Raw genomic sequence first — 26,022 nt, 5'->3', positions numbered from 1 at the left:
GTTACGTATATCAATGAAACTGAACAAGTGAACGACTGTCTGAATGATTTCTTTCTTTCATAAAAAGCTGTAAGAAATTTTCATCCCAACTATTCTTGCGCAAACGATTGGCCTCGGCAAGCCTTCGCAAATTGAATTAAGTTTGATCGTAAAGCATCATCTTCTGCCATTGATCAATTATGAAAGAGTATACTTCCTCCTTGTTTAAGCAAATGAAATCAATATTTTTTGCAGGCAAATATTTATTGTTGATAGTGGTTTGCATGATTACCGCAGTTTCTGCATTTTCACAGCAACAGGTAAACAATGCTCCTTTTATTATTCCTGCCTTTCGTGAATGGAAAGGAGGCACTGGAAATTTCCTGTTAAAAGAAAACGCAGCACTGGTTGTTGATCCAACATACTCATCCGTGTTAATGCAAGTCGCCAATACGTTTTTGAATGATCTCAAAATGCTTACAGGCCAAAAGAAATTTGTAATACGAAAAGGAAAGGCACGTGCCGGTGATATCTACTTCACACTTAACGCTGCCGACACTTTGCTGGGTAAAGAAGGTTACACGCTTTCGATCAATCAATTCATCACCATCAATGCCAATGAAGCCCGGGGTGCATTTTGGGCCACAAGAAGTTTGTTGCAGATACTGGAGCAGGATGAGCAGCATCAAAAAATTCCAGCAGGTATTGCAAAAGATTTCCCTCAATATACTGTGCGTGGATTTGTTCTTGATTGCGGTCGCAAGTTTTTCAGTATGGAGTTCTTACGCAATTATGTAAAGTTTATGTCGTATTACAAGATGAATGATTTTCATATTCATCTGAACGATAACGGTTTCAAAGATTTTTTCGGCGGTAACTGGGATAGTACCTATTCAGCTTTTCGTTTAGAAAATAAAGCCTACCCCGGTCTTACAGCAAAAGACGGAAGCTATTCAAAAAAAGATTTTATTGATCTGCAAAAGATGGCCGCACAATATGGTGTAACCATAATTCCGGAAATAGATGTGCCCGCACACTCACTTGCATTTGCAAAAGCCGTTCCCGGTATCGGCAGTACTCAATATGGAAAGGATCATCTTGACCTTGATCATCCACTTGCTTACGAAGTGATCGACAATGTTTTTAAAGAATACCTGCAGGGACCAAACCCTGTTTTTATTGGACCCGAAGTGCATATTGGTACCGATGAATATGCAAAGAAAGAATCAGAAAAATTCAGGGCATTTACTGATCATTATATTCGTTTGGTGGAAAGTTTCGGGAAGAAGGTTCGCATGTGGGGCGCACTTACACATGCACAAGGCACAACTCCTGTGAAGTCGGAGAATGTAACAATGAATCTTTGGTATAATGGTTATGCCGATCCAAAAGAAATGATAAAGCTGGGTTACGATGGTATCAGCACCCCTGATGGTTGGTTGTACATTGTGCCGGCTGCGGGTTACTACTATGATTATCTCAATACAAAAAATCTTTACCGGAAATGGACACCGAGCCTGATCGGTAACCAAACATTTGAATTAAATCATCCAAAGATAAAAGGGGGAGCATTTGCTGTTTGGAACGATCATGTTGGAAATGGTATCACCGAAAAAGATGTGCATCATCGTGTGTTCCCGGCTATGCAAACACTATCGCAAAAGATGTGGGGCGGAGCTGATACTGTAATGAATTACGAATCGTTTATTGAACACAGCAAAGCCATCGGCGAGGGGCCAGGCCTGAATATGATGGGAAAAATAAAAGCGAAAGATTCACTTGTGTTGCATTATCGCTTTGATGAGCTTAAAACGCAATCAACATTTATAAATAGTATAAAAGTTTCCACTTCCGATAAAATACTTTCATTGAAAGGAGGAAAGAGTTTTGTTGAAACAAGTGTAAAGGGCATCGGCTATGGTTATACCGTCTCGTTTTCCATTAAACCAAAAAAGAACAATGCAAATGATGCCGTTCTTTTTTCTTCACCTGATGCAGTGGTAAAACTGAACCAGCAACAAACAGGCAAGTTGGGTTTTTCAAGGGAGAACTATCATTACTTTTTTAATTATACCGTGCCTGCTGAGCAATGGACGCATATCGCCATAACCGGCGATAACAAAGGGACATCGCTTTATGTAAACGGCAGGCTTGTGGAAAAACTGGAAGGAGCAATGCATGTATTTGCCAATGATAAAAAAATGGCCAAAGTGCAAACCTTGTTTTTTCCTTTACAATTTATTGGTGATAAGAAGAATGCCTTTCACGGGTATATTGACAATGTGAAAGTGTTCAATTGCATTTTAACGGCAGAGAAGATTAACTTGTTGTCGAAAGAGTAAATCATGCAGAAGCGAGACACTTGTGAGTTGAAAAAAAAGATTGTAAATAAAATAAGTTATGATCATGAATTGCAGTAGACAGTTTTTGTTGTTCACCGTTTTGTTTTTTTCTGTAACGGTCAGTGCACAAAAAAGACCAAACATTGTGATCATTGTTTCTGATGATCATGCGTATCAAACCATCAGCTCTTATGGAAGTAAGCTGATGCAAACACCCAATATTGATCGTATTGCTAAAGAAGGCGTTCTTTTTAAGAAGGCTTATGTCACCAATTCCATTTGTGGCCCCAGCCGTGCGGTAATTCTTACAGGTAAATACAGTCATAAGAACGGGTTTAAGGATAATGAACATTCAAGTTTTGATGGATCGCAAAACACCTTTATTAAAGAGTTAAGCAAAGTTGGTTACCAAACAGCATGGATCGGCAAATGGCACCTGGAAACACAACCGCAAGGTTTTTCCTTTTGGCAGATATTGCCGGGGCAGGGCAGTTATTACAATCCTGATTTTTTAATGATGGATGGAACGAGAAAACGTGTTGAAGGATATGTAAGCACCGTAGTAGAAGATGCTGCAGAAAACTGGTTGGACAAAAGGGATACATCCAAACCTTTTTGTATTGTGATCGGTCATAAAAACACGCATCGTACGTGGATGCCTGATCTGCAGGATCTGCGACTATTTAATAACACAACGTTTCCGTTTCCGGTTAATTTTTACGACAATTACCAAAACCGTTCTGCTGCCATGGTGCAGGATATGACCATTGACAAAACCATGCGGATGGGTTACGATCTGAAAATGTTTGATAGTAAGGAAGAAGAAGGAAAGGAAGGAAGCATCAATCGTATGACGGCGAATCAACGCCAACAATTTATGCAGTATTATGATTCGATTTATGCCGACTTTAAATCAAAAAATCTTTCGGGTAAGGCATTTGTTGAATGGAAATACCAGCGGTATATGAAAGATTATCTGGCTACTGCTGCATCGCTCGATCGGAATGTTGGTCGCACATTGGATTACCTGGATCAACAGCAACTTACAGGAAACACCATTGTTATTTATGTTTCAGACCAGGGTTTTTATATGGGTGAACATGGCTGGTTTGATAAACGATTTATGTATGAAGAATCGTTCAGGACACCGATGCTGATGCGTTATCCCGGGGTAGTAAAGGCTGCAACGGAAAATAATAATCTTGTCATGAATCTTGATATTGCACCAACTCTTTTAAGTGCAGCCGGTGTAAAGCCACCTGCTGATATGCAGGGAATATCCTTTATGCCGCTTCTTACAGGTGAACAGAAAAAAGGCCGGCAAACGATGTATTATCATTATTATGAAAATGGAGAGCATGCTGTATCGCCGCATTTTGGCATCAGCACAGGACGATATAAACTGATCCGTTTTTACAAACGAGTTGAAGGCTGGGAACTGTACGATCTTGAAAAAGATAAAAGCGAAATGAAGAATGTGTATGGCGACAAAGCTTATGCAACAATTACAGCAACGCTAAAGAAAGAATTGAGGAAGCAGATCAAAGCATATGATGATAAAGAAGCTGAAGAGATACTTGAGCAAAAGAAATGATGAGACAGAGGCACAAGCGAGACGCTTGGCCATCAGGAACATACCTTGGATGATAGATGCGGTACAATTCTTCCAATTAAAAAATCAGCTATATATTACCTGCAGGATACTTCCATGCTTAAGGCACCTTACCCGGTATTAAAAGCGCTCAAAAGGCCTGTACATCATAAAATGCATACAACCTTCATAAGAACATAAAGCGAAATCAAAAAATGCTTTAAAAATTGGTTGGCTCAAAAAACGGAAACCTTTATCTTTGCAGCCCCAAATAGGCCGGGGTAGCTCAGCTGGTTAGAGCATCGGATTCATAACCCGAAGGTCGGCAGTTCAAGTCTGCTCTCCGGTACAAAAACAAAAAGTCCTCCATTGGAGGACTTTTTTTATGCGGATTATCACTTTAGTTCGTTCTTCCCGGATAAACTTTCAATGCCTCTTCCAAACAATCCATTGCCTGGTCGAGTGCCTTCAGGTTAAGCACATAAGCCAGTCTCACTTCCTGTTTCCCCAATCCGGGTGTGCCATAAAAACCGGTGGCCGGGGCGAGCATTAAGGTTTGACCATTGTGCGAAAATGATTCGAGCAACCATTGGCAAAATTTATCACTATCATCAATAGGCAACTTCGCAATGGCATAAAATGCACCGCCGGGGTTGGGGCAAATCACACCTGCCATTTTATTCAACCGACTCACCAATAAATTTCTGCGGGAGAGGTATTCAGCTTTTGGCGCTTCAAAATAACTATCGGGCAAATCAATTGCTGCTTCGCCCATGATCTGTGCTAAACCGGGAGGGCTCAACCTCGCCTGTGCAAATTTCATGGCCGCATCGTAAACTGATTTATTCTTTGTAACTAAAGCGCCGAGTCTTGCACCGCATGCACTATAGCGTTTGCTGATGGTATCCATCAATACTACATGCTGTTCCAATCCTTCGATATGCAGGGCACTTACATAAGTGCCATCGTAACAAAATTCACGATAGGCCTCATCGCTGAATAAATAAAGGTTATGCTTCAAGCAAATATCTTTCAGCTTAAGCATTTCTTCTTTGCTGTATAAATAACCGGTGGGGTTATTGGGACTGCAGATAATGATGGCCTTTGTTTTTGCCGTAATCACTTTTTCAAAATCTTCAATGGGAGGTAATGCAAAACCAGTTTCAATAGTGGAAGTGATTGGCACAACGGTTACCCCTGCAGCACACGCAAAGCCATTATAATTTGCATAGAATGGTTCGGGAACAATCACTTCGTCGCCAGGGTTTAAGCAGGTAAGGAAACCAAACATAATGGCTTCACTTCCTCCGGTTGTGATCATGATCTGGTCGTAATTCACATCAATTCCTACCTTTTGATAATACTGCACCAGTTTGCGGCGGTAGCTTTCATTACCGGCGCTATGGCTGTATTCAAGCACTTTTATATCGGTATTTCGAACAGCATCAAGAATGGCGGGGGGTGTTTCAATATCGGGCTGTCCAATATTTAAGTGAAATACTTTGATGCCTTTTTTCTTTGCGGCTTCTGCAAATGGAACGAGTTTCCTGATAGGCGAGGCTGGCATTTGTTCGCCACGTTTACTTATTGCTAACATGCGGGCAAAGATAGGGTGGGTACTTACATTTAGTAGTATGGGACATAAAAAAGCCCCCGAAAATTCCGGAGGCTCTGTATTAATGGAGATGGTTTATTTATTGTTCAACATTACCCAAGATGGTAAGTACCTGCTCTTCATCAACCCCCAGCAATTTTACACGCACCTGCTTCGAAAATTTGCCTGGAGTAGCAGCATTGTAGGTAGCTGTGATAGTACCTGTTTTGCCTGGTTTAATGGGTTCTTTTGTGTAATCTGATTTTGTGCAACCGCAGCCGGGAGTTACTGTTTCAATCACCACATCTTCTTTACTGTTATTAGTAAACGTAAATGTTGCGGTTACAGGGCTATTCAGTTTTGCTTTACCAAGATCAACTGTTTCACTGGCAAACTTTACTACATCGGTTGGTTTTTTCGACTGCGCATTTACCGCAGTAAAAACAAATAGTGCTACAAAGGCGATCATGAACTGTTTCATTGTATGCGTATTTTTCGTTTATTGTTTAAAGATATTTAATGCCTGGTTGGTTGGTGCCGATTGGTCAGGAGTTTTCCAAACGGTGCCTTTGATGTTCATCACTTTTACTTGTCCGCTGTTATAATAAATGGTAATGGTTTTATCAAACACGCCTTCAGCGGCTGCGTTGTATCCTACTTTAATACTTGTTTTGTCGCCGGCAGCAACTGCATTGCGGCTCCATTCGGGAGTGGTGCAACCGCATGATGCTTGTACATTATCGATCTTCAACGAATCCTTACCAATATTTTCAACTGTAAAAATGTGTGTTACCGGTTTTCCCTGCGGAATTTTTCCAAAATCAAATGTTGATTCAGAAAGCTTAATACTTTCAGGTTTTGGAGCCGGAGTTGTAGTGGTGGTTGGGGTTGTGGCGTGGTTGTGCCCGTCGTGACTTTGAGCCAGGCCGGCAAAGCCTAAGAGTACAGCGGCACTAAGGGTAATAAAATGTTTTTGCATAAATAGAAAGATTGAGTTGTAAAAGTAAGTATTACTAAAGACAGTTCATAACCCCAGATGGTTGCCTTTCATAAAATTTTATTAATGGTATGATGGTTTGATTTTCATGGTTTGAGCCGGGTTTTACCTCATTCACGGTTTTTCACAGGAAACCGGTTGTTTTCACCAAATCCACTTACAAGTGTTAACGTGGGGGCAAAACATTTATTTTTGCCGCATGGAATCAACTACTAACGAAACCTTGCAACTCCAGCAGCTCTCTTTTGAGCATTTTCAGCAGGAAGTGTTACAGGATTACCGCATGGCTTGCCTTAGCCGTGAAGCAAGTCTGCTTGGTCGTAAAGAAGTGCTTACCGGTAAGGCCAAGTTTGGCATTTTTGGCGACGGTAAGGAAGTTCCTCAGCTGGCAATGGCCAAGTTTTTCAGGCCGGGAGATTTTTACAGCGGTTATTATCGTGACCAGACCTTTGCTTTTGCAACGGGTGTGGCAACGGTGAAAGAATTTTTTGCACAGCTTTATGCCGATCCTGATACAGCTAATGATCCACATAGTGCGGGCAGGCAAATGAATTCTCATTTTGCGTCGGAGTTTGTTGATGCGCATGGAAATGTGGTTGATTTGGTCAACCGCAAAAATCTCACGTCGGGCATGGCTCCAACGGCCGCACAAATGCCACGTTCCGTGGGTTTGGCATTGGCTTCAAAACTGTTTCGTCATTCAGATGTATTGAAATCATTTACACAACTTTCAAACAAAGGAAACGAAGTGTGCTTTGCTACTATTGGCGATGCATCAACAAGTGAAGGTCATTTCTGGGAAACCATGAATGCCGCTGCGGTGCAACAAATTCCTTTAGCTGTATTTATCTGGGATGATGGTTATGGCATTTCCGTTCCAAAAAAATACCAGACAACCAAAGGTTCTATTTCGGAAGCGCTGAAAGGATTTCAGAAAAAAGAAGGAACAACCGGTATTGAAATTTATAAAGTGAAAGCATGGGATTATGCCGGTATGTGCGAAGTGTTTGAAACAGGTATTGAAAAAATACGTGCCACACATACGCCTGCTTTATTTCATGTGGAAGAAGTAACGCAACCGCAAGGTCATTCTACTTCGGGTAGTCATGAACGTTACAAAACAACTGATCGCCTGCAGTGGGAGCGTGAGTGGGATTGTATTAAAAAAATGAAAGAGTGGATCATTGAAAATAATCTTTCAGATGAAGATCATCTTAACAGCATTGAACGGGAAATAAAAGAATTTGTACGCAGCGAAAAGAATGAAGCGTGGAAGCAATTTGAGTTGCCTATTAAAGCTCAGGTTGAAGAAGTAGTTGCAGCTTTACAGCAAGCCGCTGCATCGTCTCCACACAAAGAAGAGTTGGAGCAGCTGATTGATGAATTAAAAAAACAACGTGAGCCCAACCGCAGGGATGTAATGAGTGCTTTGTATAAAGGTATATCTGTTGCAGGCATTTCTTCTTATGCAGACGATTTGTATAAAAAGCTCCAGGAAGAAAATAAAGCTTTATTTAATACACATCTTTATCATGAAGGCGCAGCAAGTGCCATGAAAGTGAAAGAGGTAATTGCAGAATATGAAGAAGACGCAACAATTTTAAATGGTTACGAAATACTTAATCGTTATTTCGACCAGTTGTTTGCATCAAATCCAAAAGTGGTTGCCTTTGGTGAAGACCTAGGATTTATTGGTGATGTGAACCAAGGTTTCGCCGGTTTGCAGGCAAAGCACGGTGAAAACAGAATTTTCGATACAGGGATTCGTGAGTTGACTATTATGGGCCAGGGCATCGGTTTAGCGATGCGTGGTCTTCGTCCCATTGCAGAAATTCAATACCTCGATTATTTAGTTTATGGTTTGCAACCGCTCACCGATGATGTGGCAACATTGCAATTCCGCACGGCAGGCCGACAAAGTGCACCCTTGATCGTCCGCTCAAGAGGTCATCGTTTAGAAGGTATCTGGCATAGTGGTTCGCCCATGGGGATGATCGTTAACAGTCTTCGTGGTATGTACGTATGTGTGCCACGCAATATGGTGCAGGCGGCTGGTATGTACAATACATTGTTGCAAAGCAATGAACCGGGGTTAGTGATCGAATGTTTAAATGGTTATCGGTTAAAAGAAAAAATGCCTTCTAACCTTACTTCTTTTACCGTGCCAATGGGTGTGCCGGAAGTGATCAGGCAGGGCACTGATATTACCATTGTATCATACGGTTCTATTCTTCGCATCATTGACGATGCCGCACAACAGCTTGAACGTTTCAATATCAGCTGCGAAATTATTGATGTGCAAACGCTGCTTCCTTTTGATGTGAATCATGTAATTCTTGAATCACTTAAGAAAACAAACCGTATTGCTTTTATTGATGAAGATGTGCCAGGCGGTGCAGCAGCGTATATGTTCAATAAGGTGATGGAAGAACAAGGCGGTTATAAATATCTTGATGTTGCTCCACGCACCATTACCGGCAAATCCCATCGCCCTGCTTACGGAAGTGATGGTGATTATTTCAGCAAACCAAATGTTGAGGAGATCATGAGTGTATTGCAGGAGATGATGAGGGAGTGAGTATTAGTGAATGGTGAATTGTGAGTGGTGAATAGGACCTTACACTTTTTGGGTAGTTGCCATTCAATAAACTCTTAAAATATTTTAGCATTCACAATTCACAACAATGTCTTTCCTCTCCGTCATCGACATACTCGGCACTTTTGCTTTTGCTGTATCAGGTGCATTCTCTGCAATGGAGAAAAAGCTTGATCCGTTTGGTGTTATCATTCTTTCCTTTGTAACAGCTATTGGCGGAGGAACATTGCGTGATGTGTTGATAGGTGATACACCTGTTAGCTGGTTACGCAGCGGCACAACAACCATTGTGATTATTGTTGCCGCAATTGCAACAATGTTTTTTGGAAACTATCTCAAACGTTTTACCAGTACCTTGTTTTTATTTGATGCATTTGGTCTGGGTTTATTTACACTTATTGGATTGCAAAAAGGATTGCAATTACAATTCACACCGGGTATTTGCATTGCGTTGGGTACTATTACCGGTTCATTCGGAGGGGTAATAAGAGATGTATTGCTGAATAATGTGCCATTGGTATTCCGCAAAGAAATTTATGCGTCGGTTTCTATTCTTGGTGGAATACTCTATTTTTTATTATTAAAGATTGACATGTTTAGTCCCTTTGCCACCATCATCTCTATTTTGTTTATTGTGATCTTCCGCATACTTGTAGTACGTTATAAGTTAGCATTGCCCCGGCTGTATTAAATTATTTTCGACCGCTGATGTAATAGTTGCTTGTTTTATTTTGTTACTTCAATAGCTTGCTGTTATTAATTTACTGAATCATGAAATTATCATTATACCAGGTTGATGCTTTTACTTCAACATTGTTTAAAGGAAATCCTGCTGCAGTTGTACCATTGGAAAAATGGATCGATGATGAATTGATGCAACAACTGGCAATGGAAAATAATCTTGCGGAAACGGTTTTCTTTGTTCCATCCCAAAAAGACGGGGCTGATTATGATATCCGCTGGTTTACACCTGAGCTTGAAATTAATTTATGCGGTCATGCAACACTTGCGAGTGCATTTGTTTTATATACTCAGCTTGGCTATTCCAAACCGTCGGTTACTTTCAGTTCAAAGAGTGGATTGTTGAAAGTGGAGAGGAATGGCACTTACTACGAAATGGATTTTCCATCATGGAAACCGGAACGTATTACAGATTATCCCGAAGGCATTGCTGAAATACTTTCTGTAAAGGAAATACTTGGTGCATATAAATACCGTGACCTGATGATTGAAGTGGCAACAGAAGAAGAAGTGATCAATGCGAAACCTGATTTTACCGCTTTAAAGAAAACAGGTGAAATGCTGATACTTACTGCCAAAGGAAATGGGGTTGATTTTGTTTCACGCTTCTTTGCACCATCAGCAGGTATTGATGAAGATCCTGTTACCGGTTCGGCACATTCACAATTGATTCCGTTCTGGAGTGAAAAACTGGATAAGAAAAAAATGATGGCCAAACAGTTAAGTAAACGAGGCGGCGATCTTATTTGCGAACAGATAAGTGCAGAACGTGTAATGATGGGAGGTGAATGCGTGTTTTACATGAAAGGTGAGTTTGATATAGCTGGTTAAAACTTGTAAAACTCTTTCATTCTCGCAATCAGTAAATCTTTTTTTCTTCGGGCAACTTCCAGTTCATGTCCATTGGAAAGAAGAACAGATCCGCCTTCGCCACGGAAATATTCCTTTATATGCTTCAGGTTTACCAACACTGATTTGTGAATACGCACAAAGCCTGCATCTTCAAGCAGTGTTTCATATTCATGCAAAGGTTTTGATGTACACACCATTTTGTTATTTGCAAAATACAGGTTTGTATAGTTGCCCGATGATTCAGCATATAAGATGTCGTCAAGTTCAATTACCTGGAAACCTTTTAATGATGGAATACAAAGCCTCATTTTCTGTGGCGATTGCTTTTGTGTGAGGTTATGTAGAAATGTTTCAATGTTTTTATTTCCTGATTTTTCGCCGATCCTTTTTTTTGCCCGTTCAACTGCATCAATCAATAAATTATCTTCTATGGGTTTTAATAAGTAATCGATAGCGCTGAAATGAAAAGCTTCAACCATATACTGGTTGTGTGCTGTAACAAATACAACTTCAAAATTTACACCTTTTAATTCTTTCAGTAATTCAAAACCGCTTCTCACTGGCATTGCGATGTCGAGAAAAATAAGATCGGGGTTAAGCTGTCTGATGTGCTCAATGGCTTCATTGGCATCAGTAAAACTGCCGGTAACAATTACATCGGGGCAATTGATCTGCAACAGCTTTTGCATGGAGCTGATGCCACGTGGTTCATCATCGATTAATACAGCTTTTAGGTCCATAGGTTTTCATTTGTTTTTATGGGCAAATGAAGCGTAACAATTGTTCCCGTTCCGTTTGCAGGTGATAAAGTTAGTTTGTCCCTGATCTCAATCGTGCTATGCAGGTTGTATTTTTCATTCAGCAGTTCGATCCGTTGTTTAATATTGTCAATTCCTACTGATGGCTCATGCGTAATATCATTTTTCTGTTTTAATGATTCTTCAATTCCAATGCCATCGTCTTCAACAACGCAGATCAACTGGTCGCCCTGTTGTTTAAAACTGATTTGTATGGTGATGTTTTTCTTTTGCGCAGAGCCATGCCAGATAGCGTTTTCAATAAAAGGTTGAATAAGCATTGGAGGAACCATAATGTCGTGCACATTCAGATCATTGGCAACATTTAGTTTGTAAGTAAACTGGTTGTTCCTGATGCTTTCCATTTCAATATATCGTTCAAGGTAGTCAACCGTGTCTTTCAAGCTTACAAATTGTTTCGATGAATGATTTAGCGTTATACGTATAAGCTTTGCAAACTTGCTGAGATAGAGAGAAGCCTGTTCATTCTCATCATTCAAAATCATTTCACGAATGCTGTTGAGACAATTAAAAATAAAATGCGGATTCATTTGTGCGTGAAGCGCTTTCATTTCAGTTTGGGCCAGTTGTTTGTCAATATTTGCCTGCCGGTTTATTTGGTTTATCCTTCGGCGATATATAAATACAATCAAAAGAATAAATGCAGCCACAGCAAGAAAGAGAAACCAGGGCGATCTCCAGAATGGTGGTTTAATTTGCAGGTGTATGGTTTGGATTTGCGGAGCCCATCGATTATTCACTGAAAATATCTTCACTGCAATACGGTGAGAACCTGGAGGTAATTTACTTAGCACAACTACATTTTTTGTGTTAAGCTCATTCCAGTTTTCATTTTGCTCGCCAAGGAAACGATAAGCAAAGCGGTTTTCTTCGGGATCAGTAAAGTTGATGGCATTGAAAGTTAGTTCAACATTATTTTTTGAATACGGCAGTACAATTTTTTGATTTTGCGCCTGCGTTTCACCCATCACTTCAACGGAGAAGAACGGTCCTTTTTTTTCGGCACCCCGTGCATCAGGAACAAATGAAATTAAATACTGGCCTGCGCCAAAGTAGAAGCGGTTTTTTATCGAGTCATAAAAACTTCCGTTCCGGGGTGATGTAACAACAGCAGAGGGCAATCCGTCAGAGTAATTGAATTGTTTAATAGAATGATCTTTTATATTAAATGCCGAAATGCCATTTGCCATCCCCAGCCAAATATGATCTTTAATGATATCAGAACTTGTTACGGAATGTCCATCGATCATACTGTTTTCACTAACTCTTAAATACATTTTATTTTCATTGCAATCGTATTGAATGATTTCATTGTCATAAGATGCGAGCCATAAGTTATTTGCCTCATCACAATCAAGTATTCGCATGTAATTTGTCACGGTGTTTATCACCGATGGATAGGGGATGAGTGTATCGATTGTATTTGTATTTCGGTTCCAGCGGCAAAGCCCGTCGCCGGCAATCCATACATTCCTGTTTTTATCTTCTTCCATACTAAAACAGAATGTGATCTTGAGCAGCTGGCTGTTGGTGAAATCGTAAAATATATTTTCTGATCTTTTGAATAGCAACAAACTATTGAGTACTCCAAACGATAACCACAAATCTCCTTCTGAATCTTGTAAAAAACTTCTTGTCTTCGTGTTGTAAAACCATTCGGGTTGGCCGGGTATATTTAACTTTCCGTGAGTATTATTTTTTTTATTGAACCAAAGAATACCTTTTGCAGTGCCAAGCCACAATGTGTCGGGATTAAATTGAAAAATATAATTCAGACTGTTACTGCCAGGTCCGTGTTTTGAAAGATCAATTACCTGTTCTATTTTTTTTGTTTGCCCATTTAATATTAACAAGCCGCCTTCGTTTCTTAGGCCTGCATAAATTTTATCCTGTGAAATAAAAACACTTTGAATGCCCGTATTTACAATTGATGGAAGTTGTAGCGATAAATCTTCGTTATTGAAGAAGCTGTTTCTTATGTTTTGTTTGTACAATCCATCACTTGTGCCCACCCACAAACGGTTATTCTTATCCGAAAAAACGGATGTACAATACTTTCCGGCGAAAAATTTCTGAGCACTGCAAGACCACTGATTGGTTTTCTTCGAAAGCTGGAGCAAGTAAAATCCACCCACTTTGCTTGTAAGCGCTGCAACGCTGTCATTTAGAAAAAATAGTTTGCTGTACCAGTCAAGATCGGAGATTACAACTTTTGGTGTTGGGTACGATGCATAATGACCGGTAACAAGGTTGTAAATTTCAAGTGAATCCTTTCGCCTATTAGGCGTGATCAATTGATTGTTGCTGCCATAAAAAGAGATTCGTTCTTCGTCAATTTTTGAATTGAGCAATCGCTTAAGAGTAGATTGATGATGAAAGCTGTGTGCTTCTATTTTTTTTGTTTTGTGATTGTAAAAAGAACCGGCCAGGTTATTTTCCTGGAATATTCTTCCATCGCTTAATTGTGCAATCCAGCTTCCAAACCATAATTCTTTTTTGCCTGCATCCTTCGGTGTAAAATGATCATAGCGTGTAATAAGTTTTCCTTCTTCATTAAAAATGTATAAACCTGTTTTTGTCGACAATACATAATTGCCCGACTTATCTTTTAATGTTTGCCATACCTGGTTCGACCAAAAATAAATAGTAGAGTCGGCCGGAACATGAAAGGCCTTTAGCTTTCTGGTAATAGTATTGTAGGAAAATGCACCTACTGATGTGGAGCCGATGATTTCATTTGCCTGGCGGCTAAGGTTAAGAATATCGTTTTCGGGCAGGGGTAAATTTTCTGAGCGTTTAAAAAAATTGCTGAAGGATCGTCCGTCGAAACGATTGAGTCCTTTTTTTGTACTGATCCAGATGTAGCCCAATGAATCCTGCACAATACCCGTAATGCTGTTATGGGATAAGCCATCAAGCTTGGTGTACCGGGTAAAATCTTTTTCCACGTAAGGTTGGCAAAAACTGTTGAGTACAACAACGACCGAAAGAAAGGAAATGGTCAGCCTTTGTATCATGTGCTTAAAGTTAATTCCAAGTTTTAAGAAATTATACGGCCATTTATCCTTTTTATTGAAGCCCGCCTTTTATTGAAAAATAGCTGCCGTTCAAAGTCGAAGACCCGCCATTCACGGTGTAAAACTTTAAAAATCTTTTCCCTGCAATTATTCCGGATATAAAAGCAATGCCGCCGTATACATTGTTGCGTTGAATTTGCTTTGGATCATTTCTACTTTCAGCGGCTGATGAAAATATCCTGGACAAGTTTGAAGATTTCGATTGCGGGTGCAAGGCTGAGCCATCTTGTACAAAAAGATAAAATATGGGATCATGGTAGTATGGCAGAGCAGGCGAGAATCATTTTTTATTTGGTATTAAAAGCAAGCGCCAGTGGGAATATTGAGGTATTAAAAAAGCAATCGACCATCGTTTGTTATCAGCAGTTAAAAGAAACAATCTCCAATCCTGAAAAATATTCCATCAGCAATCCGGTGATCAATGAAATCGTAATTGTTGAAGTTTGGCCGGCAAGAAAGAAGAAGCCAGATTCATTTGCTGCATTAGTAAAGGGAATCTGGCAAACACCAACAGCCGACTCTATGAAAAAATTTTCAGCGCAATGTTCATTCGTGCGGCAGGGAAGCTGGTGGTTGTTGGATGGTTTGCGTATGAAGAATGCATAGAATGACAAGATGTAGAGAGTTGAGGGAAGTGAATTTGTGACATGCACCTACATCAAAACAAAAAGTAATCTTCAATTATAGCTCATAAATAATCATCACTAAACTGAAAAACATGAAAAGGATTTTTTACACATGCATTGTTTTATTTGCCTGCTGGCAAACATCTTTCGCACAAGCAGGATTAGACCCAACGTTTTGGAATGGTGGATTGGTGACGACAAACTTCGGAATTGGGACGCATGACGAGGTAAATCGATTAGCCGTTCAGCAAGACGGTAAAATAGTAGTTGCAGGGAGTTCTTTTGGAGAAGGCCCGGTAAAATTTGCCCGCTACAAAACAGACGGAACATTAGATACCGATTTTGGTGTTGGAGGAAAAGTGGAATGGGATCTTTATAAAAATTTTGATCAGTTCAGAATTACTGACCTCGAAATAATGTCGGATGGAAAGATATTAGCGGCCGGCATTGCAAACAGAAACATTCAATCAATAGATGAATATCAAGGTGTCAAATTTATTATTCGTTTTCTTCCAAACGGCAGCCTCGACCTGGATTTTAGTTTAGATGGATATTACGTAGCAAGTTTATCCGACAAATTTTCAAATGTAAAGTACGAAGATGCAAGTGTGGGTATAAGAACTGATGGCGCTGTACTTCTGGCGGCAGGACGTTATGGGAGGACTGAATTTACAGTTTTATCGACAACTGGTGACGTACTGAATTCTCTCGAATGGCAGGGTTTTGCTGCTTATGATTTAGTTGTACTTCCATTGGATGAGTTTGTTATTTGTGGGCAAAGTAATGATGATTTTGTGTGGGCAAAGTTTAGCGCAAATGCTTCAAACATTGCAAATACTAATACAGTTGATTTTGGTGGCACCGATCAACCCGTTGCGATGGTAGTGCAGGCCGATGGCAAATTTATATTAACAGGGTATTCGCTAGGTAATGGGTTGGCCGTTGCCCGATATAATTCCAACGGTTCATTAGACAATAGTTTTAGTGGTGATGGAAAATTTTCATCTGGTTCTTTACCATTTTCAAATAGCATTGCTTTGCAACAGGATGGGAAAATTGTAATTGGACTTAATAGTCCGAGTTTTTCGGCAGTGCGGCTTTTAGAGAATGGGCAATTAGATCCTTGTTTCGGCCAGGCTGGAAAACTAACTATTGACTTTCCCGGAGACTTTGAAGGATGCTTTGCGGTCGCCGTTCAACAAGATGGGAAAATTTTAATGGCCGGGAATGCATACCCAGGTGATAACAGTGATTTTGCGCTGGCAAGATACATCTCCCCAACCCCAACTCAATGGTATTTAGATGCTGACGGTGATGGGTATGGAAGCGATAATTCAATGGTAGAAAGCTGCATTACCCCATCGCCACGGGTAGTTAAGGTAGATCCTGCATGTGTAGATTTCCCACCCTTCGTTACATGTCAAACTAAAATCATTTATTGGGTAAAAACGGGAGGCGATTGCAATGACAATAGTGCGGCAGTTCGTCCTGGGGCGACCGAAATTTGTGATGGTTTCGATAATGATTGCAATGGGCAAATCGACGAAGGCTTACCAACCACTGCTTATTATTCTGATGCCGATGGAGATGGTTATGGAACAGGTACGGCTCAGCAATTTTGCAGCAATCCGGGTGCTGGTTATGCCACACAGGGAGGCGATTGTAATGATGCAAATGCAAGTATTCATCCAAGTGCAACGGGTAGTGTAGAACTTTGTGATGGCATCGACAATGATTGCGATGGCGTTATTGATGAAGGATGCAGTGGTAAGCCCACACTTAGCATTAGTGACGTAACTGTATATGAATCGGAAGGCAAGGCTATGCTCACAATTAAGCTTTCGCACATCACCACACTCCAGGTAAAAGTTGGTTATGCCACTGGAGATGGAACTGCAGTATCAAATAAAAAAGAGAAGGATTATAAATCTATTGGTAGTACAATGCTCACCATTCCACCGGGCACACTTAGCACTACTATTACAGTTCCGGTATATAACGATGGCAAAACAGAAAATAATGAATACTTCTATGTGAATCTTAGTAAGCCTACGAATTGCTTATTGAGCGATGTATCGGGAATGGTCACCATACTTGATGGAGCGCCAATTACAAGTGCAAGAAATAATGTGTCAGCAACAGTTCGAAATGGCTTGCGTGAACAAACAGAAATATTCTTACAGGCAAAAGCATTTCCGAATCCCAGCACATCATCATTTACTGTCACGGTAGATGGAGGTGATGGCACACCTGTTGATGTACGCATCTTCAACAGCATGGGACAAGTAGTGAAAGCATTGCGTTCTTCAGATCGTATACTTCGTTTGGGCGATGAATTGCAAAAAGGTATTTACATTCTTGAAGTGCGCCAGGGATCAAATAGAAAAACAATCAAGCTTGTTAAACAATAATGATCAAACCGCTGCTGGTCGCTATGGATTGGCAACGGTTTTCTATTGATCGATAAAAAATGTTTATGGAATGAAGAAATACTTACTGCCTTGATTTTCTACAACAGTCTAAAAACTTTTTTATGAAAAAAGTAACCATCCTTTTGCCATTGTTTGTTTTTTCAGCAATAGTGGCGAATGCACAAACACTTGATCCTTTATTTGGCACTGCCGGTAAAGCAGGGCTTTTTGTAAACGGGTTTACTCCATCAAGATATGATAAAGCCATGGTGCTCGATGCCAACGGGAAAATTCTAATCGCAGGTTCATCCGGCGGCAGGTTTGCTGCTATGCGTTTGAATGCCGATGGCACTGCAGATAATAGCTTTGGAATTAACGGCTTGGCAGATATTAATAAACCTGGTGTTGCCGCTACCGCTGTAGCATTACAATCTGATGGTAAAATAATTTTGGTGGGGCACAAATCAACCGACCGGCAATTTGATGCAGCCGATTTTGTAATCATGCGTTTAGATACCGACGGTGAAGTGGACTTAACGTTTGGAAGCAATGGCGTAGAAGTAATTGATCTCTCACGTGATGACAGGCCGTTTTCTGTTATGATTCAGACCGATGATAGAATTGTAATTGGAGGATATGTTAATAATGGCAGTGACCCAACCAATGCAACCACGGATGATTTCATCATTATGCGTTTAAATGCATTTGGATCACTTGATGCCAGCTTTAACATCACCGGTTACAGAAGCATCGATTTTGCAGGGAGTAATGATATGGCGTCGACGGTAGCACTTGATGCAAACGGAAAAATATTGATTGGCGGTAAAGCCCGTGTTGATGAATTAACCAATTGGGACTTTGCAATTGCAAGAATTAATGGCGATGGAAATCTTGACAACACTTTCAGCGATGATGGAAAGCATACAATCAGTTTATCGGCATCAAATGATGAAATAAAATCAATTGCTATAAACGCTGATGGAAATATTGTGGTAGCAGGAATAGCGAATAGTGGATTTACAAGCGATTATGGAATTATAAGACTACTTGGTAGCAATGGAAGTTTGGATTTGAGTTTTGACGGCGATGGAAAAAAAATAGTTGATTTCAACACTGCGCAGGATGATGCAGGTTGTGTAGTAATAAAACAGGATGGGAAAATAATAGTGTCGGGAAATACATTTAACGGTACTAACGATGATTTTGGAATCGTTTGTTTGAATGCTGATGGAAGCCCCGATAACTCATTTGATAATGACGGCAAATATCAACTTGACTTTAGTAATAGTTATGACATTGGCAATACAATGAGGTTATTGGCTGATGGAAAGTTACTTGTTGGGAATAATGCGAGCAACAACACCGGTTATTACGCCGCAGTGGTTAAACTGGAATTGCCGGTGATAAATTGTGCAGATGCTGATAGTGATGGCTATACTACTTGTGATGGCGATTGCAATGACAACAATGCAGCAGTGCACCCCGGCGCAGCTGAAATTTGTAACAATGGAATTGATGACGATTGTAATACAGCTACTGCCGATGTTTGTGCCGTTACGCCTACTGTATCTATTGGAAGCACAACCGTAAATGAAGTATCCGGCATCGCCACTCTTGCAATAAGTATGTCGCCTGCCGCAACAGTTCCCATAAAAATAAATTATAAAACTGTTGATGGTACGGCAGTTTCGTCCGGACGAAATAAAGATTACAAAGGAGTAGGCAATGGAACTGTAACAATACCAGCGGGACAAACAAGCGCTACCATTTCAATTGTAATTTTTACGGACAATCTTAATAACGAAGGAGATGAATATTTTGATGTACAAATTACCAAGGCAGGAATTGCACAGATGGGTACCAGCATCGGCAGGGTAACAATTCTTAATGGTAGCTCAACATTTACCACAAGAACTGAAAGCGAAAATAGTTCGGCATTTGTTACCGCAAGTTTTAATGTATCAGCGTTTCCCAACCCAAGCTCGAACAATTTTAACATCGCAGTTAAGTCTGGCTCAGCTGAGAAAATAGTGATGCAGGTAACTGACTTGTATGGCAGAGTAGTAGAAACAAAAAGTATGGAAGCCAATACATCTGTAAAGCTTGGTGATCGCTATCTGCCGGGAACTTATTTTGTAAGAATACTCCAGGGCAAAGACAATAAATTGATAAGACTGGTAAAACTAAACCATTGATTTTTTAATTCGACAATGATGACATGATCAACAAATAAGATCATGTAAACAAACTAGAAGCTAATAATTGTAAAACCATTTAACAGTTTACGACGGGCTCAAATATGATGAACAAATTTGAGTGTTGCTACTTTTGAACAGCATCTAAAAAAGTGGCCGTATCAATTTAACGATACGGCCTTCTTTTTTGTTACACTAATCTGTTTCGCTGGTCTATATATAAATTGTCATTCGTGATCAGAATTTGTAAAACTCTTTCATGCGTGACATAAAAACATCTTTCTTTCTCCTTGACACTTCCAGCTCTTTTCCGTTGGACAGAACTACAGAACCACCTTCACCACGCAGGTATTCCTTTACGTGGCGAAGATTCACAAGAAAGGATTTATGAATACGTGCAAAACCCGCATCAGAAAGTAACTCTTCGTATTCGTAAACAGGTTTTGCTGAACAAATACTGTTGCTGCCGGTAAAATAGAAATTAGTATAACTTCCAGATGCTTCGCAATACAAAATATTTTTCACGTCAACTACCTGGAACCCTTTCAGTGAGGGAATGCAAAGCTTTGCGTCCTGGCTCGATTGCGGTTTTGTAATGTTGTGAAGCAGCGTATTAATATTATTGCTTACAGCTGTGTTTTCGATTCTTTTTACTGCTCTTTTCACTGCATCGGTCAGCAGGTCTTCATCGATTGGTTTTACCAGGTAGTCAATTGCACTGTAGTGAAAAGCTTGTAAAGTATATTGGTCGTGTGCAGTAACAAAAATAATTTCGAAAGAAATATGCTCTAATTCTGTAAGCATATCAAAACTGGTTTTTCCAGGTAATGAAATATCAAGAAATACCAATTGCGGTTCCAGTAATTCAATTTTTTCTTTTGCCGAATCAGCGTTGTTGCATTCAGCTATAATTTTCAATTCGGGACAGTATTCCTGTAACAGCTTTCTCAGCGTGTTTAAACCACTTGGCTCATCATCAACAAGAATTGTTTTTATCATACCTGAATTTATATGGTGAATTTAAGTACAGCTAATGTGCCACTACCCGTATTACCTGGCAAATCAGTTTTATCGTTAATGGTTAATGAACACTTCATCTTATATTTTTCATTGAGCAAGGCAAGTCTTTCTTTTATATTGGATATTCCAAAAGAGCGATGAGGCGAAATAATAGATGATTTATTTTTCATGGAATGATGAATACCAACACCGTTGTCTTCAATTTCGCAAATCACCTGGTTCTCTTTTTTCAAGAATCGGATCGATAACCTGCGATCATTTTCTTTGCTTCTTAAACCGTGCCAGATGGCATTTTCAACCAGCGGTTGTATCAGTAGTGGTGCAATTTGTGTTTCTTCGGCACGTAAATTTTCATCAATTTCTATGTTGTAAGAAAAGTCATCGAATCTTAATTTTTCCATTTCGAGGTATTGCCGTAAATGTTCTGCACATTGTTTTATTGTAATGAAAGTGTGACGTGAATGTTCAAGACTTGTGCGAATTAACTGGGCAAATTTACTCAGGTACCTACTTGCATTTTGCTTCTGGTCTTCCAGTATCATTTCTTTAATACTGTTAAGTGAATTGAAAATAAAGTGAGGATTCATTTGTGCATGCAATCCTTTTATTTCCAGCTCCGCCATCTGTTGTTCAACAGCCGCTTCGGAGCGTATGTTTTTTATCCGGCGGGTTACAAGTAGAAAAATGACTGAACCTAGTGCCATGAAAACTAAACCAGCAAACCACCATGTTTTCCACCATGGCGGAAGAATGGAAATGCTGAGTGTTTTTATCTCCTTGCTCCAGATGCCATCGCTGTTGGCTGAACGTAATTCAAATGTATAATTGCCAGGCGGTAAACTGGTGAAACTGGCAGTAGTACTCGTGGCGGGAATACTCCATTCATCATTTAAACCTTTAAGCCGGTAACTGAATACATTGTTTGCTTCATTGGAAAAATTATTAACAGCAAACTGTATGCTGAGAAAATTTTGTTTCTGAGTGAAACTAAGCTCATCATTCAGGTTGGGGTTTTTCCCTGTAAGCCACAACTGGTCGTTTATTTTAATGGCGGTGATAAGAGGAGTGGGACTGTATTGATTTTGTTTTAATGTTACCGGGTTAAAATGTGTAATGCCCCCAACGCCACCAAAATAGAGATTGCCGGTAGAATCTTTTAATGTGCAGGCTGTATTGTATTCAAGAAACGAAAGGCCATTACCCGTATTATACTTCTGAATTAATTCATACGCTGCATTAAATTTATAAATGCCAAGATTGGTACTCACCCAATAATATCCGTTGTTATCTTTCTGAATGGCATAACAAACATTGGAAGATCCATTGGTATTTAATATGGCATGTTTGATCACTTTATTCTGCTGCCAGTTATAAATGACTAACCCGTTATCAGTAGCAATCCAGAACAACGGACCATCGGCTAAAAGATGCCGAATGAAGAGTGAAATTTTTTTAACCGGTTCTATTGTTTCAAAATCATTGCTGAGGTATCGATATTTTACAAGCCCTGATCCAACTGTACAAATCCACAATGCATTGCTGCTGTCTTCATACACGAAACGGGAAGTATACACGTACAAGCCACCAATAAAAGTGGTGAGCCTTGCATTAGCCGGCAAAGGATGCCATTGAAAGTTTTTCAATGAAAAATAACGCAAACCATTTTCGGAAGCAACTAATAAACTGTCCGCCTTTTTTAGTTTTATAAGCGCATACATTTTATTTAACTCGGGCAATTGCTTTTCAGGAAAGTAGGTAATGTTTTTTGTTTTGCGATCAACATGCATTAACCCCCCACAACTAGCTGCCCATATATTGCCGGTTCTATCTTCGGCCATGTCGTAAATAACATTATTTGCATTGCCATATACTTCCGACTCAGGAAACCTCGTGAACGCATTTGTATTCCTGTTCCATTGAAGAATGCCTTTATTGAGTGTTCCAATAAATGCAGAACCATCACGGGCCTTATACATTCTAACAATCATTTTGTCGGCTAATGATCCATTCAATGATGATTTTTCATCAATATTCCGGAACTGGAAACGCAAAGGATCATACTTGGTGATGCCATCAAAAAAACCACACCAAACAATTCCCTGGCGGTCGGTAAATATGGAAAGGGCGTAGTTGGAAATGGGAGAAGTAGCATCGTATTGAATATTGACTGCTTTTGTAACAATGTTTTCTTTTGCATTGTAACGATAGAGACCATTTCCCCTGCTGCCAATCCAAAGATTATTATCATGGTCTACTGTAAAACCACCAATACCACTTGTGAAATTTGTGCCGCTAACAATGTTCTCTCTTTTTTCTACCGGGTGTTTTATATAGTAACAGCCCTCCGCCATGGTGCCAACCCACAAAGCATCATTATAAGAAAATAATTCACGTATCTGGGGAAAGGGGTAGTCTTTATGAAATGCTGTCGGTTGGTAGCTGGCATTGGTAAAAGCCATTTTGTAAATACTGTACAATAGCGAAACATAAATTTTTCCATCGTGAAGAATAATGCTCGTAACGTTCGCACTGTTTTCTGCCTCATTAAAAAAAGTTGTGAGTTTGCCTTGTTTTGTATTTAAACAAATAAGTCCATGATTGAATGTTATAATCCAGTATTCATCCTTTGTAAACGAAATAATTTTTTTGATAGGCACATTGTCGAGTCTTGATGCCAAAGGAAAAAAATCAGATACTTTCAGCAGCGAATCACCTGCAGGGCTATACATGCACGCACCTTGTACAGTACCCACCCAAAGTAAATTTTTTACAGAATCATAAAACAACGATGTAATGATATTGGAGGGAAGTTTCTGCCCCTGTTCATTTTGCTGAGAATAAATTTTGAACTGCTTGCCATCATAGCGGTTAAGTCCATCTTGTGTACCGAACCACATAAAACCATTACTGTCTTGTGAGATGGCAAAACAGCTGTTTTGCGACAAGCCATTTTCAGAAGTATAATTTTCAAACAACAGCGGTTGACTTAACAATTGCGTTGTTAACAGAAGTAAAAAGAGAGTAGTGGCACAACGCATAAAGTAAATATTATATAGACATTTAGTTGGGTAAATAAAATTAGTTGAGATAAATGAAAAAAGAAAGCTACCTGGCTAACTCTGCGCATCCATCGCCGTTTATTGGCCAATAGCCGCCACTGTTATGATTAAAAGTACCATTTAACAAACCCCGTTTAGAAAAAAAGATAAAACACATTCGCCGGATAAAAGCTGCGAGCCGCCTTTGCTAAGATGTTGCTTGTTACCGCTTGCCCTTGATTCTAATTTTAACCAACAATCCTGAAAGGGAAGCATCCTTTACAATTCAAATTTTAAAACAAAACCAAGGAGGTTATTATGAAACAGTTTACCAACCTGCTATTTTATTCAATAGTTGCAACAACACTAGTGTTGTTTTCTGCCTGTCAAAAAAATGCGATGGATAAAACCGGGAACATTGCAGACAATGAGATGAACAGGAATACCACTTCTGATGCATTTATTATGAATTCCTATCCCGATCTGAGTTTTCAAACTAAATGGGAATTGCAACAGGCCCGTGCTGCCACATCGAAATATAAAAATATAGCTAATGCCATTGCCGACGGTTATGTTGATATAGCAGTGAATGTAGAAAATATGGGACATCACTTTATGAAAGTGTCGTTGGTTGATGGCACGTTTGATATCAGGAAGCCGGAGATACTGGTGTATAATAAAGATGAGGCCGGCAATCAGCAATTGGTGGCAGTGGAATACGCTGTGCCACTTTCAGAACCAAGACCTGAAGGATTTACTGGCAGTGCTGATGTTTGGGACGGCAATGTCGGCTTCGATTTATGGTTGCTGCACGCATGGGTTTGGACTAGCAATCCCGATGGTGTTTTTAAACCATTTAATCCTTTAGTGCATTTGCACTAAACATACTGGATAGCTGAAGGGGCAGCTTTCATTATTTGCTTATTAACTAAATACATTTTGCATGAAACTGAAATTACTTTTTGTTGCCTTTATTTTTCTCATCATTTCCTGTAAGAATACAAGGGAAACAAAACAAACCGCTAAGGAAACATCCACCCAGGTTTTGAATGCACAACAAACTTCCAATTATATAGATGTGCATGACCTGGAGCCTGGTAAAGTAACATTTGCAGATGTAGCTGCTGCCCACCAGAAAGACCTGGCCACTCAAAATAAATACGGTGTAGAATTTATCAGGTATTGGGTGGATGAAGCAAAGGGTAAAGTGTATTGTTTGTCGAAAGCACACGACGAAGAAAGTATTACAAAAACGCACAAAGAGGCGCATGGATTATTGCCTTCCGTTATTTATAAAGTTTCGGATGGACCGGAAGCTGCAATGGAAGGTAGCAAAGCATTGTATCTTGATTTGCATGAATTAGGTGCTGGTAATGTAACCGCTAAAGACGTAGCTGCGGCTCATGAAAAAGATCTGGCAGTTGAAAAGAAATATGGCGTGAACTTTATCAATTATTGGGTGAATGAAAAAAACGGTGTTGTCATGTGTTTATCAGAAGCAGCAGATTCTTCTGATGTAATAAAAACACATAAGGAAGCACATGGGTTACTACCTGCTTCTATTCTCATGGTGAAGCAAGGGCAGTAAATGTTTACCCGACTGTTGCTACGTTGAAAAATCATCAAACAAAAAGAGGCTGTATCACTATGCTGATATAGCCTCTTTCGTTAATTTACAAATCTTTGTCGTTGCTCCGGGGTTGGCAGCATGCAGCTTTCCTGTTTGCCAAACCATTTATAACGGTTCTTGCCAATCCATTTATAAATTCCATCTCTTATAAATGCGGGTATGATGATTAGAGCGTAGAATAATTTCCAGCCGGCATCTAGATGCCTGCAAACTTTTAATGCTGCAGTTGATTCACGGTAGGCCACTCCATCTTCAATAAATATAACGGAAATAAGAACGGAAGGATCAATGTTGTACAGTGGTAATAATTGTTGTGCCGTATCACCTTGCAATGAGCCGAACATCAACTTCCCTTTCTTGTCGTGCTTTAACGCAAACTGTATCCAGAAGTTGCAAAAGTTGCATACACCATCAAACAAAACCAATCTGTTGGGCTGTTCCATACTATAAAGTTAAGAGCAGATCGCCTACAATAATGTTCTGCTGTTGAACGCTGCTGTTTATTGTCTCTTTCT

18 protein-coding genes and 1 tRNA gene are annotated in these 26,022 nt (G+C 39.8%); 11 read left to right on the top strand and 8 right to left on the bottom strand.

The annotated features are described in order from the left end of the window. The first annotated feature begins 212 nt into the window (after positions 1 to 212). The 3 genes from ACO1QW_RS01490 to ACO1QW_RS01480 all read left to right on the top strand — a co-directional run bounded on the left by ACO1QW_RS01490 (position 213) and on the right by ACO1QW_RS01480 (position 4,261). The gene (locus ACO1QW_RS01490) at positions 213 to 2,321 is read left to right on the top strand and encodes a family 20 glycosylhydrolase (RefSeq protein ID WP_486255028.1); all 2,109 of its coding nucleotides are present in this window, start codon (positions 213 to 215) and stop codon (positions 2,319 to 2,321) included. Between the two features lie 64 nt (positions 2,322 to 2,385). Next, positions 2,386 to 3,915, top strand: coding sequence for a sulfatase family protein (locus ACO1QW_RS01485; RefSeq protein WP_486255026.1), 1,530 nt, complete (start codon positions 2,386 to 2,388; stop codon positions 3,913 to 3,915). Between the two features lie 272 nt (positions 3,916 to 4,187). Next, positions 4,188 to 4,261 (top strand) — tRNA-Met (locus tag ACO1QW_RS01480). A gap of 51 nt (positions 4,262 to 4,312) precedes the next feature. Here ACO1QW_RS01480 and ACO1QW_RS01475 read toward each other — a convergent pair. The 3 genes from ACO1QW_RS01475 to ACO1QW_RS01465 all read right to left on the bottom strand — a co-directional run bounded on the left by ACO1QW_RS01475 (position 4,313) and on the right by ACO1QW_RS01465 (position 6,485). After that, positions 4,313 to 5,509: a pyridoxal phosphate-dependent aminotransferase gene (locus tag ACO1QW_RS01475; RefSeq protein WP_486255024.1), complete on the bottom strand. Its 1,197-nt coding sequence runs from the start codon at positions 5,507 to 5,509 to the stop codon at positions 4,313 to 4,315. Positions 5,510 to 5,606: 97 nt separating this feature from the next. Then, entirely contained in the window at positions 5,607 to 5,987 is a 381-nt protein-coding gene (locus tag ACO1QW_RS01470; protein ID WP_486255023.1) for a DUF1573 domain-containing protein, read from the bottom strand. Positions 5,988 to 6,005: 18 nt separating this feature from the next. Then, positions 6,006 to 6,485, bottom strand: a complete 480-nt coding sequence (locus ACO1QW_RS01465) for a DUF1573 domain-containing protein (protein WP_486255021.1) — start codon at positions 6,483 to 6,485, stop codon at positions 6,006 to 6,008. A 217-nt stretch (positions 6,486 to 6,702) separates the two neighbouring features. On the opposite strand from ACO1QW_RS01465, the gene ACO1QW_RS01460 reads away from it, so the two are divergent. The 3 genes from ACO1QW_RS01460 to ACO1QW_RS01450 all read left to right on the top strand — a co-directional run bounded on the left by ACO1QW_RS01460 (position 6,703) and on the right by ACO1QW_RS01450 (position 10,671). Then, positions 6,703 to 9,081 (top strand): alpha-ketoacid dehydrogenase subunit alpha/beta, encoded by a 2,379-nt coding sequence (locus tag ACO1QW_RS01460; protein WP_486255019.1) that lies wholly within the window; start codon positions 6,703 to 6,705, stop codon positions 9,079 to 9,081. Between the two features lie 106 nt (positions 9,082 to 9,187). Further along, complete coding sequence (locus ACO1QW_RS01455; RefSeq protein WP_486255017.1) at positions 9,188 to 9,790, top strand: trimeric intracellular cation channel family protein; 603 nt, start codon at positions 9,188 to 9,190, stop codon at positions 9,788 to 9,790. Between the two features lie 80 nt (positions 9,791 to 9,870). Further along, positions 9,871 to 10,671: a PhzF family phenazine biosynthesis protein gene (locus ACO1QW_RS01450; protein ID WP_486255015.1), complete on the top strand. Its 801-nt coding sequence runs from the start codon at positions 9,871 to 9,873 to the stop codon at positions 10,669 to 10,671. On the opposite strand, the gene ACO1QW_RS01445 is transcribed toward ACO1QW_RS01450, so the two are convergent. Next, entirely contained in the window at positions 10,668 to 11,432 is a 765-nt protein-coding gene (locus ACO1QW_RS01445) for a LytR/AlgR family response regulator transcription factor (protein WP_486255013.1), read from the bottom strand. The two genes, ACO1QW_RS01450 and ACO1QW_RS01445, sit on opposite strands and share 4 nt — an antisense overlap. Then, positions 11,423 to 14,527 carry a sensor histidine kinase gene (locus tag ACO1QW_RS01440; protein ID WP_486255012.1) on the bottom strand — a complete coding sequence of 1,035 codons (3,105 nt, stop codon included), beginning with the start codon at positions 14,525 to 14,527 and terminating at the stop codon, positions 11,423 to 11,425. Before ACO1QW_RS01440 ends, ACO1QW_RS01445 begins: the two co-directional genes overlap by 10 nt. Before the next feature lie 249 nt (positions 14,528 to 14,776). Between ACO1QW_RS01440 and ACO1QW_RS01435 the strand changes: the two genes are divergently transcribed. The 3 genes from ACO1QW_RS01435 to ACO1QW_RS01425 all read left to right on the top strand — a co-directional run bounded on the left by ACO1QW_RS01435 (position 14,777) and on the right by ACO1QW_RS01425 (position 19,819). Next, positions 14,777 to 15,193: a hypothetical protein gene (locus tag ACO1QW_RS01435; protein ID WP_486255010.1), complete on the top strand. Its 417-nt coding sequence runs from the start codon at positions 14,777 to 14,779 to the stop codon at positions 15,191 to 15,193. Positions 15,194 to 15,305: 112 nt separating this feature from the next. Continuing rightward, complete coding sequence (locus ACO1QW_RS01430; RefSeq protein WP_486255009.1) at positions 15,306 to 17,624, top strand: MopE-related protein; 2,319 nt, start codon at positions 15,306 to 15,308, stop codon at positions 17,622 to 17,624. A 122-nt stretch (positions 17,625 to 17,746) separates the two neighbouring features. Beyond that, complete coding sequence (locus ACO1QW_RS01425; protein WP_486255008.1) at positions 17,747 to 19,819, top strand: MopE-related protein; 2,073 nt, start codon at positions 17,747 to 17,749, stop codon at positions 19,817 to 19,819. A 237-nt stretch (positions 19,820 to 20,056) separates the two neighbouring features. Here the strand turns inward: ACO1QW_RS01425 and ACO1QW_RS01420 are convergent, their stop codons facing one another. Beyond that, a complete protein-coding gene (locus tag ACO1QW_RS01420) occupies positions 20,057 to 20,818 on the bottom strand; it encodes a LytR/AlgR family response regulator transcription factor (RefSeq protein ID WP_486255007.1) in 762 nt (253 codons plus the stop codon). Between the two features lie 8 nt (positions 20,819 to 20,826). Then, positions 20,827 to 23,877, bottom strand: coding sequence for a ligand-binding sensor domain-containing protein (locus ACO1QW_RS01415; protein ID WP_486255005.1), 3,051 nt, complete (start codon positions 23,875 to 23,877; stop codon positions 20,827 to 20,829). Positions 23,878 to 24,195: 318 nt separating this feature from the next. Between ACO1QW_RS01415 and ACO1QW_RS01410 the strand changes: the two genes are divergently transcribed. Together ACO1QW_RS01410 and ACO1QW_RS01405 are read left to right on the top strand one after the other, a co-directional pair. Next, entirely contained in the window at positions 24,196 to 24,759 is a 564-nt protein-coding gene (locus ACO1QW_RS01410; RefSeq protein ID WP_486255003.1) for a hypothetical protein, read from the top strand. Between the two features lie 61 nt (positions 24,760 to 24,820). Beyond that, positions 24,821 to 25,465, top strand: coding sequence for a DUF4242 domain-containing protein (locus ACO1QW_RS01405; protein WP_486255001.1), 645 nt, complete (start codon positions 24,821 to 24,823; stop codon positions 25,463 to 25,465). Between the two features lie 80 nt (positions 25,466 to 25,545). On the opposite strand, the gene ACO1QW_RS01400 is transcribed toward ACO1QW_RS01405, so the two are convergent. Then, positions 25,546 to 25,950, bottom strand: coding sequence for a thiol-disulfide oxidoreductase DCC family protein (locus ACO1QW_RS01400; protein WP_486254999.1), 405 nt, complete (start codon positions 25,948 to 25,950; stop codon positions 25,546 to 25,548). Positions 25,951 to 26,022: the final 72 nt, after the last annotated feature.

The organism is Lacibacter sp. (genome assembly GCF_057361365.1).
Note: the sequence above shows the minus strand (reverse complement) of the source record. Positions and strands in the feature narration are given on the sequence as shown.

Coding starts and splice junctions, on each gene's coding strand:
- ACO1QW_RS01415 (WP_486255005.1), bottom strand. CDS start 23,877: ATGCGTTGTGCCACTACTCTCTTTTTACTTCTGTTAACAACGCAATTG.
- ACO1QW_RS01470 (WP_486255023.1), bottom strand. CDS start 5,987: ATGAAACAGTTCATGATCGCCTTTGTAGCACTATTTGTTTTTACTGCG.
- ACO1QW_RS01410 (WP_486255003.1), top strand. CDS start 24,196: ATGAAACAGTTTACCAACCTGCTATTTTATTCAATAGTTGCAACAACA.
- ACO1QW_RS01455 (WP_486255017.1), top strand. CDS start 9,188: ATGTCTTTCCTCTCCGTCATCGACATACTCGGCACTTTTGCTTTTGCT.
- ACO1QW_RS01405 (WP_486255001.1), top strand. CDS start 24,821: ATGAAACTGAAATTACTTTTTGTTGCCTTTATTTTTCTCATCATTTCC.
- ACO1QW_RS01475 (WP_486255024.1), bottom strand. CDS start 5,509: ATGTTAGCAATAAGTAAACGTGGCGAACAAATGCCAGCCTCGCCTATC.
- ACO1QW_RS01460 (WP_486255019.1), top strand. CDS start 6,703: ATGGAATCAACTACTAACGAAACCTTGCAACTCCAGCAGCTCTCTTTT.
- ACO1QW_RS01400 (WP_486254999.1), bottom strand. CDS start 25,950: ATGGAACAGCCCAACAGATTGGTTTTGTTTGATGGTGTATGCAACTTT.
- ACO1QW_RS01420 (WP_486255007.1), bottom strand. CDS start 20,818: ATGATAAAAACAATTCTTGTTGATGATGAGCCAAGTGGTTTAAACACG.
- ACO1QW_RS01485 (WP_486255026.1), top strand. CDS start 2,386: ATGAATTGCAGTAGACAGTTTTTGTTGTTCACCGTTTTGTTTTTTTCT.
- ACO1QW_RS01425 (WP_486255008.1), top strand. CDS start 17,747: ATGAAAAAAGTAACCATCCTTTTGCCATTGTTTGTTTTTTCAGCAATA.
- ACO1QW_RS01450 (WP_486255015.1), top strand. CDS start 9,871: ATGAAATTATCATTATACCAGGTTGATGCTTTTACTTCAACATTGTTT.
- ACO1QW_RS01490 (WP_486255028.1), top strand. CDS start 213: ATGAAATCAATATTTTTTGCAGGCAAATATTTATTGTTGATAGTGGTT.
- ACO1QW_RS01440 (WP_486255012.1), bottom strand. CDS start 14,527: ATGATACAAAGGCTGACCATTTCCTTTCTTTCGGTCGTTGTTGTACTC.
- ACO1QW_RS01445 (WP_486255013.1), bottom strand. CDS start 11,432: ATGGACCTAAAAGCTGTATTAATCGATGATGAACCACGTGGCATCAGC.
- ACO1QW_RS01430 (WP_486255009.1), top strand. CDS start 15,306: ATGAAAAGGATTTTTTACACATGCATTGTTTTATTTGCCTGCTGGCAA.
- ACO1QW_RS01465 (WP_486255021.1), bottom strand. CDS start 6,485: ATGCAAAAACATTTTATTACCCTTAGTGCCGCTGTACTCTTAGGCTTT.